Origin of the sequence: Caballeronia sp. AZ10_KS36, assembly GCF_023631105.1 — a bacterium.
GTDB lineage: Bacteria > Pseudomonadota > Gammaproteobacteria > Burkholderiales > Burkholderiaceae > Caballeronia.
The window spans coordinates 1-14,669 of the sequence record NZ_JALQDQ010000029.1; the positions used below are offsets into that span (position 1 = coordinate 1).

The 14,669-nt window shown below is 60.1% G+C and carries 11 protein-coding genes and 1 pseudogene; 7 read left to right on the forward strand and 5 right to left on the reverse strand.

From position 1 onward, the window contains the following. Positions 1 to 745: 745 nt before the first annotated feature. Entirely contained in the window at positions 746 to 1,759 is a 1,014-nt protein-coding gene (locus NCR35_RS19400) for an aldo/keto reductase (RefSeq protein ID WP_250535716.1), read from the reverse strand. 700 nt (positions 1,760 to 2,459) lie between these two features. Here NCR35_RS19400 and NCR35_RS19405 point away from each other — a divergent pair. From NCR35_RS19405 to NCR35_RS19415, 3 genes are all read left to right on the forward strand, one after another. Further along, positions 2,460 to 3,263 carry a carboxymuconolactone decarboxylase family protein gene (locus tag NCR35_RS19405; RefSeq protein ID WP_502801704.1) on the forward strand — a complete coding sequence of 268 codons (804 nt, stop codon included), beginning with the start codon at positions 2,460 to 2,462 and terminating at the stop codon, positions 3,261 to 3,263. Between the two features lie 62 nt (positions 3,264 to 3,325). Further along, positions 3,326 to 3,700: a DUF2255 family protein gene (locus tag NCR35_RS19410; protein WP_250535717.1), complete on the forward strand. Its 375-nt coding sequence runs from the start codon at positions 3,326 to 3,328 to the stop codon at positions 3,698 to 3,700. A 285-nt stretch (positions 3,701 to 3,985) separates the two neighbouring features. After that, positions 3,986 to 4,489, forward strand: coding sequence for a helix-turn-helix domain-containing protein (locus NCR35_RS19415; protein WP_250535748.1), 504 nt, complete (start codon positions 3,986 to 3,988; stop codon positions 4,487 to 4,489). 421 nt (positions 4,490 to 4,910) lie between these two features. Here NCR35_RS19415 and NCR35_RS19420 read toward each other — a convergent pair whose 3' ends face one another. The 3 genes from NCR35_RS19420 to NCR35_RS19430 form a co-directional block, all read right to left on the reverse strand. Continuing rightward, positions 4,911 to 5,432, reverse strand: a complete 522-nt coding sequence (locus NCR35_RS19420; RefSeq protein ID WP_250535718.1) for an RES family NAD+ phosphorylase — start codon at positions 5,430 to 5,432, stop codon at positions 4,911 to 4,913. Beyond that, on the reverse strand, positions 5,429 to 5,836 hold the full coding sequence (locus NCR35_RS19425) for an MbcA/ParS/Xre antitoxin family protein (protein ID WP_250535719.1): 408 nt from the start codon (positions 5,834 to 5,836) through the stop codon (positions 5,429 to 5,431). The genes NCR35_RS19420 and NCR35_RS19425 overlap by 4 nt, the downstream gene beginning before the upstream one ends. Positions 5,837 to 7,035: 1,199 nt before the next feature. Continuing rightward, the gene (locus NCR35_RS19430; protein WP_250535720.1) at positions 7,036 to 8,517 is read right to left on the reverse strand and encodes a mannitol dehydrogenase family protein; all 1,482 of its coding nucleotides are present in this window, start codon (positions 8,515 to 8,517) and stop codon (positions 7,036 to 7,038) included. 104 nt (positions 8,518 to 8,621) lie between these two features. Between NCR35_RS19430 and manD the strand changes: the two genes are divergently transcribed. The 3 genes and pseudogenes from manD (at position 8,622) to NCR35_RS19445 (ending at position 12,275) form a co-directional block, all read left to right on the forward strand. After that, positions 8,622 to 9,830 carry a D-mannonate dehydratase ManD gene (manD, locus tag NCR35_RS19435; RefSeq protein WP_250535721.1) on the forward strand — a complete coding sequence of 403 codons (1,209 nt, stop codon included), beginning with the start codon at positions 8,622 to 8,624 and terminating at the stop codon, positions 9,828 to 9,830. Between the two features lie 48 nt (positions 9,831 to 9,878). After that, the gene (locus NCR35_RS19440) at positions 9,879 to 10,916 is read left to right on the forward strand and encodes an L-idonate 5-dehydrogenase (protein ID WP_250535722.1); all 1,038 of its coding nucleotides are present in this window, start codon (positions 9,879 to 9,881) and stop codon (positions 10,914 to 10,916) included. Between the two features lie 61 nt (positions 10,917 to 10,977). Then, positions 10,978 to 12,275, forward strand: a pseudogene (locus NCR35_RS19445) (MFS transporter). A gap of 12 nt (positions 12,276 to 12,287) precedes the next feature. Here the strand turns inward: NCR35_RS19445 and NCR35_RS19450 are convergent. Then, positions 12,288 to 13,301, reverse strand: a complete 1,014-nt coding sequence (locus tag NCR35_RS19450) for a lactonase family protein (protein ID WP_250535723.1) — start codon at positions 13,299 to 13,301, stop codon at positions 12,288 to 12,290. A gap of 305 nt (positions 13,302 to 13,606) precedes the next feature. Between NCR35_RS19450 and NCR35_RS19455 the strand changes: the two genes are divergently transcribed. Then, positions 13,607 to 14,635 (forward strand): ABC transporter substrate-binding protein, encoded by a 1,029-nt coding sequence (locus NCR35_RS19455; RefSeq protein WP_250535749.1) that lies wholly within the window; start codon positions 13,607 to 13,609, stop codon positions 14,633 to 14,635. Positions 14,636 to 14,669 lie beyond the last annotated feature (34 nt).

A 14,669-nucleotide genomic window follows, 5' to 3' on the forward strand; every position in this document is an offset into this window, starting at 1 on the left:
AAAGCCGATCAAGTGGAAGTATGACGATCCTTCACGTCGAATCCGCCAGGTGCCAAATCAATGACGCAGTCGACTAGGCGGTAAGGTTGCGCATACAGAGTGTCGCCGTTCTTGACAACTGTTGTTGCTACTTCATGTTCGGGAAGCCGGTCCTTTGCAGTTGGGCTCGCGAGCTGGACAAAGCAAAGTCGTTTCGGGCGTGTCGTTTGACGACGCCGTATTCGACCCACCCGGTGAGTATCGCTTCGTGGAGGCCGAGTACGAGCTGCGGCCTCCAGCTTTGTGAGCATGCCGCTGTCGCGGCAGAATCGAAGTCCATCTCGCCCCGCGTTATCTGAGACTCGCAGGGCATCGAACCGAATGTCGTTCTTAACCGGACGGACACAACCGCCGGGGCGAATGCCTCGATCCTTCAGGAGCTGTGCAGCGATGGCGGAGATTCTTGCCGCGAAGAACGGTGTACGCCTGGCGAGCGAAATGTCCGTCGCGGTCGCGAAGCGTCGCGAGATGACGCTTCGCTCGGCGCGGATACCGTCAAGGTGATTTCTGACGGCTAAGTTGGCACAGGCGCGCTAACGGATGCCTTCCAGAGTTCCTTGCGGAAGAAGTCATCCCGTGTGGATCAGTCGCGCGCGTGCAGGCGTGGCTTATGGACACGCTTACCGTCGATCGGCATCCTTTAGTACGAAGAACAGGTGCTCCCTCGTCACGATTGCGACGGCGCAGATTCCCTGTCGGCCGACTATTAACCTTTCACGCGTCGCCCTTCGACCGGATAGTTTGGATCCGTATACCCCGGCGTCGATGCGTGGCCCGGGGGAACCAGACTGTCGACGAACTTTTCGTCGTCGGGTCCGAGTTTCACGGTCAGGGCTTCGATATAGCTATCCCAGTGTGCTTCCGTGCGCGGGCCTGCGATAGCAGAACTTACCAACTGATTCCTTAGTACCCACGCAATCGCAAAGGCGATCGAAGTCGTACCGCGTTCAGCAGCATGCGCCGCGACCTTCTTGGCGATGGCAAGTGATTCGGGACGCCACTCGGTTTGTTGAATACGTTTGTCACCGCGACCTGCGCGTGAATCCGCAGGCGGTGTACCGTCGAGCGGATATTTGCCCGTCAACACCCCGCGTGCGAGCGGGCTGTACGGCACAACGCCGATGCCGTAGTTGCCGGCAGCAGGCAGCAACTCGACTTCGGCCGTGCGATCAACCATGTTGTACACAGGTTCGATCGCGACAGGGCGATCAATGCCAAGTTGACCGGCTAGCCGCACGATCTCCGCAATCCGCCACGCGCGGAAGTTGGAAAGACCGTAGTAGCGCACTTTACCCTGGCGAATAAGATCGCCGATAGCACGCAGACCTTCTTCCAATGGCGCATCGTTCAACGAGCGATGGAAGTAAAGCACATCAAGGTAGTCGGTGCCCAAACGTTTCAGACTGGCTTCGACCGTCTGGAAAATCCATTTGCGGGACTGGCCCTGTTCGTTTGGACCGGCGTTAGCCGTTGCCGGATAGCCAAACTTGGTAGCAATTACCCATTCATCACGCCGTGCGGCAATCGCCCGGCCGACAATCTCTTCGCTGCGACCCCCGTGATATACGTCAGCGGTATCGATGAAATTGACGCCTTGTTCGAACGCTCTATCGATAATCCGGCCGGACGTGGCTTCATCCGTTTCGCCGCCGAACATCATTGCGCCCAAGCAAAGGGGCGAAACCTTGAGGGCGCTTCGACCCAGGTACCCATAATCCATGTTTGTCTCCATGCAGGCTGCACCTGCGATTACGAAAAGACCGCCCCCATCAACTAGACGGGGTGCAGCGGCGCAATTCACGGCTTTACGACCTAGAAGGGACGAATGCACCGTTTCCCTTGTGTAAGACGTTCGCCCGATCCTATCGCGTGAATGAGCCGTGCTCTGGCGTCATGGACAGCCCGCCGGTGCTTGCCCGCATGCAAGATCATACGGCGGATGGCCTATCTCGACAAAGCTCATAAAATGGCTAAGCCATATTAATTAGATTCATCAATCGAACTTCGCGGCGAGCAGCCAATGGGACGATAGCGTCGCGGATCGATTGGAACAAGGACCGCTCATCACATTGCCGGATAGTACGACCCTTGGGGCAAGGACATTCAGTCCCGGTTGGCGTTCTCAGTGCGAGCATGGCGAAGACTAGCTCCTATCACGTTACACAAGCGGTGCTGCTACATGCGTGAAACTTCACCACAGCGTCGCCGCAGTCGACAAGCGCCATTCATGAACGCGCTTCATAGGCGTATGCGAATCCTCGCGCCTAGTCGTGCTTCAGTGGATAAGCTAAATTGCGGAAATAGCGCGCCATTTATCACCGCCGCTGAAACTGCAACTGCCATTAGGCGCCAGCGTCAGGTCAACGACTCGCTCGGAACGGCGCATTTGTAGTTCGTGCATCTGCGGAGCAAAGTGACCGATGAAAAAAATGACTAGTGTTGCGACACTGGTGCTGCTGTCCGTTGGAGCCGTGGGCTGCACGCAATTCGAAAGGAAAAATGATATGGAAAGCTCAGACCGATCTTCTCGCGCTATCGCATTCGCAGGACTACACAACGTTTCGCCGGCACTCGAGGGTTACACGCACGAAGTATTGCTGGGTGACTTGTGGAAGCGCCCGCAATTGTCGCCGCGAGATCGTAGTGTGGTAACTCTCTCTGTGCTGATTGCGCGCAATCAGAGCCAGGAGTTGCCGTTTTACATCAACCTTGCGCTCGGGAGCGGACTCAAACCGAGCGAGATTTCCGAGATTATTACACATCTCGCGTTTTATTCCGGATGGGCTAATGCGACAGCGGCTGTGAGGGTGACAAACACGGTGTTCGAACGCCGCGGAATTACCGCCGCGCAGATTCCGCCAGCAGTGGTTGAGTTTCTCGCACTGGACAAGGCAGCGGAAGCCCAGCGCGAAACAGCTGTTCAACAAAATTTCGGAACGGTCTCGCCCGGAGTGGTTCAATTCACACGCGACGCGCTATTTAACGACCTCTGGCTGCGACCAGGGCTCGCGCCGCGAGATCGAAGTCTCGTGACGGTCAGCGCGCTGGTCGCAACAGGGCAGGTCGCGCAACTGACGTATCACCTGAATCGGGCGATGGATAATGGACTGACCAAGGCGCAGGCCTCCGAGGTGATGACGCAACTGGCGTTTTACGCGGGTTGGCCAAATGTTTTCACGGCACTGCCTGTTGTAAAGGATGTACTGGAAAAGCGACCCGGCTAATCGCCACCGCCGTGGGCGCAATTTCCGTACTGCATTGAGCGATATGTTGGAGAGGTTCTCGGATGGCATCATGGTCTGAAGATGAAATTAGCGCGATCGCCGAAAGCGATGACCTGCATGTTTCGCCATTGCGTGACGACGGCGTCACTTACGGAACACCAACCTGGATCTGGTCGGTTGTGGTCGATGGCGATCTGTACGTGCGAGCGTATAACGGCCGCGCATCGGGGTGGTACAACGCCGCGATGCGTCAGAAGGGCGGAAGGGTACGCGTGGCGGGAACAATCCATGAGGTGGGCTTCGAGGCTATCGATGGGCCAGTCAATGACCGTATCGATGACGCGTATAGGACGAAATACGGGACAAGTTCTTATCTCGGTTCAATGGTCAGTGTGCGCGCCCGCGCCGCTACCGTTAAAGTCTTGCCGCGCTCCTGACTATCCGAAGAAAAAGCCCCGTTGACTCAACAAGAGAGAAACCGGATGTCATAAAAACCGGATGGCACCACGGCTTCCCAATCATCGGGGACCCGATTGGATTCGTAAGGTTGCCTCATTGGTTGAGCCGTGGCTTCTAGGCGCGCAAGCATAACGTATATGCATTCGCATGCAGGTGGCAAATGCAGGTCTGGATACGGTCATGCATGCGCTGACACAGACGGGAAACGTTGATGGGCTGCTAGTCACCATGCCGCATAAAAACTCTGCATTATCTTGGCCGACATGGACCCGCTTTTCGTTTCAGCAGAACTGCTGGATTCGTCGATGTTCGCCGGTGAACGTCATTGGAGGGCAGGCGTGACGCCGTTTAAAAGCGGCGCAGTCGGTGAACTGCACCCAAAAGTTGGACACCGAATCACCCTTGGGGTGTTTTTCATGGCGAAGTACGGTGAGCAGTTCAAGCTGAAGTTGGTTAATATCGAGCCGGAGCTGGTGGTTTGCGGACGATCGCGCGGCGTATGGCGTAGGCTGTACGGTGTTGCGCCGCTGGACAGCAGACTAGAGCAACATGGCCGTGAAGGTTTGGGCAAGAAGTACAGCCACTATGATGCGCAGTTCAGGATGTCGGTTCTGAGCCACATGTGGCGCGAGAAGGTGTCGTGCCAGCAGGCCACTGCAGTGTTCGACATTCGGGCTCAAGACGCTATTGCGAAGAGGGAACACCGGTATCATGCGGGCGGTATTGACGCTCTGGCGCCTCGCCCACGAGGGCGCCACAGAAAATGACCCGTCCCGACCAGGAAAAGCCCACTGGTAAACCACGTCCGATGAGCGCACACGCGAGCAGTGGCTCAATGAGAACCAGTACCTCCGTGCAAAGGGGGCGAACCCCGCAAAAACTATGCAAACCCTTGGGAACCGGGCGATCGCCGTCGGACGGTCGCCTAGGGACGCGGGTCGAGGTCTAGCCTCCACGGCGGCCAAAACTATGAGACGAGGCTCGCCTTTCGGGACGATGACGAGCAACCACGCCGATAGGCGGGACATAGAAGCTGCACAAAGAGAATTAATGCCAAGATCTGACATAAATGGTATTGCCGTTCGGAGTCCATATTAATGCGGCGCTGGGGCACTCGGCAGCAGGCCTTTCTGGCGTTCTCGACGCTAAGATGCATACTCGATGGCCGGATCTGAGCCCTACCAAGGCTCAATCCCACGAAGACTGATCCTTCGGCAGAGCGTTGTGCGGGTCGTAGACGTCGACGTGATCGGTGGAATCGAAGTGTTCCGTGTACAGAACGACGTTCGTGCCGGTAGGTGCTAGTCCCGACTTGAAGAGAATACCCTTGGCCCCGCTCGCGACAACTTCATCCCCGATGATCCAGCTGGGCGGCTCGATCCGCTCATTGAACCAGCAGTGGCGCCAGTCACAGTAGAAGTCCTCCCACAAGGGAGACCACTTTCCGCTGTCATATCCGCCGGTGAAGTCAACGATAGGGGCGGCCGTGACTGTGTAGCTAACCAGCGTGCCCGGTGGCATCAAGGATGAAAGCTGCTGATACTCTCTGACGGCGGTGTCGTGATCCAAGGCCAGATAGAGCGCATTGAGTCCCACGCGATTCGCGCGACCGCCATGCGTTCCTGCTCCTGCTCCGCTCGTCGGCGCGACCGCCCACCTCGGAACGAGCATCCGGTATGCGGTCGCTCCGGACAGATCAACGAGGATCATCCGGCCGCGCCCGCTTCCAGGGAGGCAACGAAACGAAGAACGTCGTCTGCCCGACCGTCGGACACCAACTGTTCGGCGGTTTTGTAGTCGAACACTGGCAGCGGTTCGTTCCGATACCAAAAAAGGGCCTTCGAGACGTCTCCCGCCAGATCGCTTGCTGCGCGAATCACCCTTAGCGCATCACGAAGAAACCGTTGCACGCTTTCCGACGCAGGTTGCCTGCTAATCGTATTCCGATGGACGTGAGCTTGCTGCGCGAGCGTTTGCAGGTCAATGTGCAACGCTTCGCCGAATCGACGTGCTGACACGATCGGTGCTGGATCGTCGGGATCTCGCAGGGACGCGATGAACCGATCAAAACTGACACCTACGTAAGGAACACTTGCATCCGCGCTCGAGTTCATAGACCACCTTCATGCACCGAATATGCACAATAATAGCACACACGATCAGGCCACGCTTTCTACGGCCCGGGCTTCTCGAGGCAACGGTGCAGCGAAGATCGCTGCCTTCCGAGCGCTTGAGTAGTCAACATGACGAATTGCGCTCACGACTTCGGTTCGCGCATTTTCCAATTCCGCCGTTATCGTGCATGTGCTGGAGCCGGTGGTCGTCGCAGTCACTAGTCTTTCACGGCCAATACTATGACCAGGCTTGCCCTTGTGGCGCGAGGTGATCGCCTCAGTCGTAGGGTTCTACGGCAAGACCGCAGACGGCATTTGGCTCAGAAACGACGCCGAGCGAAGCACGCTGGTGAGCGTGCAAATAACGAAAACAAGCGACCATGATTTGACATAATAAGCGTTATCGAACGCTCGTTCGAAAATGGCCAATCAGTTGTGCAGCAAGGGGCTTAGCCGTTCTACGGCCGTAGCTTTTCTTGATAATACGAGTTATCAGAATTAGCCTATCGAACAGGCGGTTGGACGGGCGCGCGATGAGCGACGTTCGTCGGAACCGCGCACCGTAACAGACCGAGCGCAGCGCCCCGTGAACGTCGGCCTTCCAATGAACCGCTTAGTTTTCTTTGTGCGAGGTTGCCGAACAAGCCGGCGCCAGCAAATACAAAGGAGTATCGTGCATGAACGCCGGTGGAGAAGCGGCATCGATTTAGCCTTCCCCTGTAGGGATGAGTGCGTCGTTCGCCCTAAGTGAGTCTTTTCGGGATGGACGGCGCCGCGGGGTTGCAGACTAAACACCGGGGCCGCCGGGCGCGAACTTGTTGCGAAGCCTCAAGTTTCGTCCTATCGACGCCCAGCTACTACTATCGCATGGCTGTGCTAAAGGGCGGACGCACTCTGCTAACGTTGCCAGCGCGAGAGTCCGAGCGATGATGCGAAGGATCGTTCGCTGCTTCCAGTGACCGGACCGTTTGAATACCCGGACTTCGAGCGCTATTTGAGCGAGCGTCAGGAGGGGTGGCGAGGATCATTGTCGACTTCGCGCAAGCCACGTTAAGCCGCACAGCCCGGCCAATTAGGGCTAGTCGAAGTGCCGCGCCTGGTCGGCGCTGGACCGCGATCACCGGCTAAGGAGGAGCCGCCGACCCTAGAAGCTGGCCCGTATTACGCTAACTCGACGGCGGGCCCGAACATTGGCCTCTTTACACAAGCCGCCCATACAGATCGATAGCCTGGCGCGTGCCGCCCTGCAGCGCTTCAAGAGCGCGCAAAACCGCGTCTCGCAGCGCGTCCGATCCAGCTAGTGACTCGGGAAACAAATCCCTCTGTGCAAGCATCTCTGCAGTGAGTCGCTCTGCGGTATCGGCCGTACCCGCAATCTGCGTCAGCCGGTCCACAAGCGGGTCGTTTATCCCGTACCTTTCGCCGCTGTCTGAGCGTCCGCGCAGGAAGACAAACCAGGCCGCCACCGCCAGCGCGAGCCTCTCGATAGACTGGCCAGCAGCCAGACGCGCCTCCATGGTCGAGAAAATCCTAGGCGGCATCTTTTGACTACCATCCATTGCGATCTGCGCGCAACGGTGTTTCAGTGCCGTGTTCGAATAGCGCTCCAGTAACGCGTCGCGGTACGCAAGGAGATCGAAAGACGCCGGAACATTGAGCGTCGGCGCAATCTCATGCGTCATCATCCCGTGGATCATCGCTCTCAGTGGTGCATAGGCGATTGCGTCGCTGATAGTCTCGAAGCCGGCCAGCATTGACAGATACGCAAGCGTTGAATGCGTCGCGTTGAGCATGCGCAGCTTCGCGATCTCGAACGGCTCGACGTCATCGACCAACTGTGCGCCCGCCGTCTCCCACGCGGGGCGACCCGCCGGAAACCGGTCTTCGATTACCCACTGACGGAAAGGCTCGCAAGGCACCGGCACACCATCCACGAGACCAAGCGCCGCGCGCGCGGCTTCCCGGTCGGCCTCGGTCGTGGCCGGGACGATGCGATCCACCATCGTCGATGGAAACGCGACCTGCTCGGCGATCCAGGCCGACAGACCTTCATCCAGCCGCGACGCGTATGAGCAAACGACTTGTCGAAGCGCTGCGCCGTTGTTTGAGAGGTTGTCGCATGAGAGAACCGTGAAAGGCGGCGTGCCGGCGTCGCGACGAGCGCGAAGGGCGGCAGTCAGAATGCCCGGCACGGTCGACGGCTCGTTCGGATGTGCAAGATCGCGAGCGACGCCGGGATGCGAAAAGTCAGCGTCGCCTGTCTGAGCCTCGCGGCAATATCCTTTCTCCGTGACGGTCAACGAGACGATCTTGACGCGTTCATCGGCAAGCAGTTCAAAAAGGCGCGCACGATCGAACGGCATGGCCAGCACTTCGCGCAACGCGCGCGCGACGGTTACACGGACACCGGCCGGCCCGCGTTCGACCACGCTGTAGAGGCCGTCTTGCGCCATCAGCGCGTCGCGTTTGCTGACGTCACCTTGCAGCGTCACGCCGCAGATGCCCCAGTCGCCCGGCTGTGCGAGCATGGCCTCCTCTGTGTACAGCGCGTGGTGGGCACGGTGGAAATTGCCGATGCCCAGATGCACGATGCCGATCTCCGGTTCGCGCCAGTCCGGCGAGAGAAGATGGCCGCGCAGATCGTCGAGACGCGCGCGGGAAAGCTGAAGGGTGTCGGTCATGGTTCGTTGGGGTAAGCGGTTCGCGGGAAAACCCGCAGTTGACGATGTGACATACTGGTATGGTAGTCTGCTACGCGTTGAGTCGCCATCCGAGGAAATCCCTTATGAAGATCATTCGAGCCGATGTCATCGTGACGTGTCCGGGCCGCAACTTCGTCACGCTCAAGGTTGTCACGGACGAAGGGGTTCACGGCATCGGTGATGCCACGTTGAATGGACGCGAACTGGCCGTCGCGTCGTATCTGAAGGATCACGTTTGCCCGCTTCTGATAGGGCGCGATCCGGGCCGCATCGAAGACACGTGGCAGTTTTTGTACAAGGGCGCTTACTGGCGGCGCGGCCCCGTCACCATGACGGCCATCGCCGCCGTCGACATGGCGCTGTGGGACATTCTCGGAAAAGTCACCGACACGCCGCTCTACAAACTGCTGGGCGGGGCGTCGCGCGATGGCGTCATGGTCTACGGGCATGCAACCGGCCGCGACATTCCGGAGGCGCTGGATCGCTACGAAGAGCACATGGAGCAGGGTTACAAGGCCATTCGCATTCAGTGCGGCGTGCCGAACATGCGTTCGGTCTACGGCGTCTCGAAGGGCGACGGCATGTATGAGCCGGCGACAAAAGGCGCGGTGGAAGAGCAAAGCTGGTCGTCGGAGAAGTATCTCGACTTCGTGCCGAAACTGTTCGAAGCGGTTCGCGCCAAGTTTGGGTTCGATACCCATCTGCTGCACGACGTGCATCACCGCCTGACGCCGATCGAGGCGGCGCGGCTCGGCAAGTCGGTAGAGCCGTACCGGCTTTTCTGGATGGAAGACCCGACGCCCGCTGAGAATCAGGCCGGCTTTCGGCTGATCCGCGAGCACACGGTCACGCCGGTTGCGGTCGGCGAGGTATTCAACAGTATCTGGGATTGCAAGCAGTTGATCGAGGAACAACTGATCGACTACGTCCGCGCGACGCTGACGCACGCGGGCGGCATCACCCATCTGCGGCGCATCGCCGACTTCGCATCACTTTATCAGGTGCGCACCGGCTGCCACGGACCGTCCGACCTGTCGCCGGTATGCATGGGCGCGGCGCTGCACTTCGATCTGTGGGTGCCGAACTTCGGCGTGCAGGAATACATGGGCTTTCCGAAGGAAGCGCTCGACGTGTTTCCGCATGCCTGGTCCTTCGATCGCGGCATGATGCATCCGGGCGACGCGCCCGGGCATGGCGTCGATATCGACGAAAAGCTCGCCGCGGAATATCCGTATGACCCGGCGTATCTCCCCGTCGCGCGGCTCGAAGACGGCACGCTCTGGAACTGGTAACGCCAGCTCAACGCCAACCTCATCTGATCAACGAATTCGGAACTCATCATGCTTGCAGCGGTTCTTCACGAAGCAAAGAAGCTCCTCATCGACGAACTCGACACACCGCAGCCGCAGGCGGGCCAGGTGCAAATCCGAGTGCGTGCGGGCGGCATCTGCGGCTCAGACCTCTCGTACTACTTCAAGGGCAAAAGCGGCGATTTCGCGGTGCGCGAGCCGTTCGTGCTCGGCCATGAAGTCGCGGGGGAGATCGCCGCGCTCGGCGAAGGGGTCACCGGCCTGCGCGTGGGCCAGCGCGTCGCGGTCAATCCCGGACTCAATTGCGGCACGTGCCGATTCTGCGTGAAAGGCATGCCGAATCACTGCCTGAACATGCGGTTCATGGGCAGCGCTTCGACGTTCCCGCACATGCAGGGCATGTTTCGCCAATACATCACCGCGGCCGCGAGGCAATGCGTGCCCGTGCCGGATTCGCTCGACTATGCGCAAGCGTCGATGGCCGAGCCGCTCGCCGTCGCGTTGCATGCGCTGAAGCAAGCCGGGTCGCTGGTGGGCGCAAACATGCTGCTGGTAGGATGCGGGCCGATCGGCTGCATCGTGCTGGCGGCGGCGCGCCGGGCGGGCGCGCATCGCATCGTCGCGGTCGATCTTGCACAAAAGGCCCTGCAGATGGCCGCCTCGCTCGGCGCGGACGAAGCCGTGCTCGCCACCGATCAGGCCCGTATCGAAGAATGGTCGCGCGAACGTGGCACCTTCGATGTCGTCATCGAAGCGTCGGGCAGTCCGGCCGGCCTCGACACCGCGTTGCGCGCCGTGCGTGCGGGCGGCTCGGTGATCCAACTCGGCAACTTGCCGGCGGGGCAGTCGCCGGTTGCGGCGAATCTCGTCATGGCGAAAGAACTGCGCTATCAGGGTTCCTTCCGCTTTACCGACGAATACGCGATTGCCGCCGACGAACTTGCGTCGCAACGCATCGACCTGCGGCCGCTGATGACGCACGCGTTCCCGCTGGCGGAGGCCAACCGCGCATTCCAAGTGGCGCAAGACCGCAATCAATCGATGAAGGTCCACCTGCAGTTCGACTGAACGACATCAACATCGAGCCGCCAGAACAAGGACAAGAAAGGCGGCGCATCGGAGACTCGCCATGATCAAGAGCCAGCGATGGTTCGTCGTCGGCCTGCTGTTTCTCGCCGGCGTCGTCAACTATCTGGACCGCGCGGCGCTTTCGATTGCTGCCCCGCTGATTCAAAAAGACCTTCACTTCTCGCACGCACAGATGGGCGTGGTGTTTAGCAGCTTCTTCATCGGCTATGCGCTGTTCAACTTCGTCGGTGGTGTGCTGTCGGACCGCATCGGCGCGAAAAAGGTGTTCGGCGGAGCAATGGGCATCTGGTCGCTCTTTTGCTGCGCAACGGCGCTCGCGAGCAGCCTCGCGTCGCTGATCGTGCTGCGCGTGCTGTTTGGCATGGGCGAGGGTCCGATCAGCTCGTCCAATAGCAAGATGGTTAACAATTGGTTTCCGCGCCGCGAAGTGGCGAGCGCCATCGGCGTCATTAGTTCAGGCACGCCCCTCGGCGGCGCGCTCGCGGGGCCAATCGTCGGCTATATGGCGATTCAGTTCGGCTGGCGCTGGGCCTTCGTCGCCATCATGCTGATCGGCTTCGCGTGGCTCGTGTTATGGACGCTGACCACGACCGAGCATCCGCAAGAGAACGCACGGGTCTCAAAGGCGGAGCTGGAACTGATCGTCGCAGGTCAACAGCAGGCTGCGTCGATGGAGGAGGGCGCTCACGGGAAGAAGGCCGGACTGGGCTTCTATCTGCGTCAACCGATCATTCTCGCCACCGCCTTTGCGTTCTTCGCGTACAACTACGTGCTGTTCTTTTTCCTCTCGTGGTTTCCGACCTACCTTACCGAAGCGCATCACATGTCCTTGCGCGACATGAGCATCGCCACGGTAATTCCCTGGCTGCTCGGCAGCATCGGCCTTGCCGCAGGCGGGTTCGTCACCGACGCCATCCTGCGCATGACCGGCAAACCGTTGATGTCGCGTCGGCTCGTGCTGTCGGTCTGTCTCGCGATAGCGGCGCTCTGCGTGGCATTCGCGGGCCGCGTGCAGACGACGCAAGGCGCGGTCGCGCTGATGTCGGTGTCCATATTCTTCCTGTATGTCACGGGCTCCGTGTATTGGGCCGTGATTCAGGATACGGTGCGTCGAGAAAACGTCGGCGGCGTTGGCGGCTTCGTGCATCTGCTCGCTAATCTCGCGGGCGTGATCGGGCCGGCGGGACGGGCTTCATCGTCGAGGCGACGCGTGGCGCTTATGGCGCGGCGTTCGTGCTGGCGGGCGCCATCGCGGTCCTTGGCGCGTTGTGCGCGTTCGTCAGGATTCGCGAGCCGAAGGGACAGCGAGCCCGGGAGGCCCAAGCGCGGACGGCGTGATTCCACGCTGGCTCAGGCAAGCGTCTTGACGCACATCGGCGTGCCAATGTCGCATGCATCGGCTTGCTCGACGATACATCCAGTCTCCCCGTCCCGCTTCCAAACGACAAGCCGATCGCTGTCCTGGTTCGCGACAAGCACATAACCATTTGCCGGCGACAGCGCGAAGCTGCGCGGGGTCTTTCCGCCGCTCGAATGAATCTGCCGACGTCCAGTGATGTTGCCGTCTGGCCCGAGCGCGTACACACCGATGCAGTCCGCACCGCGAAACGACGCATAGAGCCAACGTCCGTCGTGCGACACCGCGATGTCCGCCGCGTGGCTCGGTGCGCAATCGGCGGGGAGCGCGTCGATCGCCTGGCTGAGCGTCAGCGCGCCATTCGCCGCATCGTAATCGAGCCGGCATAGCGTGTTGTTCAATTCGTTGATCAGGTAAGCGCAAGCAAGCTGCGGATGAAACACCAGGTGACGCGGACCGCTGCCCGGAGCAACGCGCAACGGCTCGATTGACGGCGGAAGCAGGCCGCTTCCATTGGCATCGATGCGATAGGTCGAGACGGTATCGGCGCCGAGGTCGGTGACGAGCGCAAAAAGGTTGTCCGGCGACACCGCGATGCAGTGCGCATGGGGGACGCCCTGACGATCCGCGCGCGGCCCTGCGCCTCGATGCGTGAACTCCCCGGCAGCCTCCGACAGCGATCCGTCCTCGCGTACCGGGAAGCTCGCGACATGTCGTCCCGGCAGTTCTGCCGGCGTCTCGTGCGCGTAGTTAGCGACGAACACGTGACGGCCGTCGCGATCGGTCGAGCAGTAGGCCGTGAGACTGCCGCGCGTCACTCGACGCACGCCGAGCGGCGTCATCGCGCCGGTCTCGTCATCAAAACCATACCCGGCGATGGACCCTTCCGGTTCATCAAACACCTCGCTCGTCGCATAGATGATCTTTCCGGCGGGCGATATCGCGAGGTAAGTCGGATTGTCCATGCCGCCAAGTTCGGCGAAGTTCGAGCTTGCCCGTTCGCTCATCAAGTGCAAGCGTCGTGAGGCCGAAGCCGTTCGCCGCTGCGAAGTGCGGCACCGCGCGATTGAGGCTGCCCACGAATACCAAAGCACGGTCGCGCTGTCTCATTCAGATCTCCTTTCTGCGTGTCGTCGCCTTTCTGCCCGCAATCGTAGGGTATGTGTGCGCGGCATGCGGTTACGGAAAACTACCTACTTGTATGGTAGTAGGTTGCACCCTATGATTGCATCAACGGTGGGTAAGGACAAGCTGACCTGTGGTGGCGATGTTGACGACCGTTCACTCGACAATTAAGGAGACGACTGTGACGATGACTTCCGTTCGTGTTGCAACACTTGTTGGCGGTGCGCTTGTCGCGATCAGCACGGTCGCGACGGCTGTGGTTGCAACCGGCGACACCTCGAAGGACAAGATCGCGCTATCCAACAGCTATGCGGGCAACACCTTCCGCCAGCAGCAACTAAAGAGTTGGGCCGATGTCGCGGCGCAAGCTAAGAAGGCCGGCCTCGTCGCGGATGCCCCGGCATTCACGACCGCTGAGAACCAGGCGACCGAGCAGGCGCAGCAGATCCAGAATCTCGTGCTGCAGGGCTACAAGGCCATTGTCATAAATGCTGCCTCACCGACGGCGCTCAATGGCTCAATCAAGCAAGCGTGCGCGGCGGGCGTCGTCGTCGTGTCGTTCGACGGCATCGTGACGGAACCGTGTGCTTACCGCATCGCCGCGGACTTCCACAAGATGGGTGCATCGCAGGTGGACTTTCTCGCCAAACAGCTCGGCGGCAAGGGGAATCTGCTCGAAGTGCGTGGCCTGGCAGGTGTGTCCGTGGACGATGACATCCACCAGGGTATCGTCGATGAGATCAAGAAGTATCCGGGCATGAAGATCGTCGGCTCAGTGTACGGGCAGTGGACGCAGACAGTCGCGCAGAAGGAAGTCGCGGGGATTCTTCCCTCGCTGCCTCAGATCGACGGCGTGGTGACGCAAGGCGGCGACGGCTACGGTGTTGCGCAAGCGTTTCGGGCCGCGGGCCGCAAAGTGCCGACGATCATCCTCGGAAATCGTCAGGAAGAGCTCGCGTGGTGGCAGCAGCAGGGTGTGAGCAACTACAAGACGATGTCGATCGCGGCCGATCCTGGCTCATCGACCTTCGCATTTTGGGCAGCTCAACAAATCCTCGCCGGCAATAAACTGCCGCATGAAATGTCATTGCCAACCCTCACCGTCACGCCGGACTCGCTTTCGACCGTCTTGCCAAAAACAGCGCCGGGGACGGTGGCGAGCAATGTGTTCTCGCGCGAGCAGGTCGTCGACATGGTGCAGGGCGCGAAGAAGTAAGCGCCGGTCTTCGCTCGCGGGCCGCTGTCAGCGG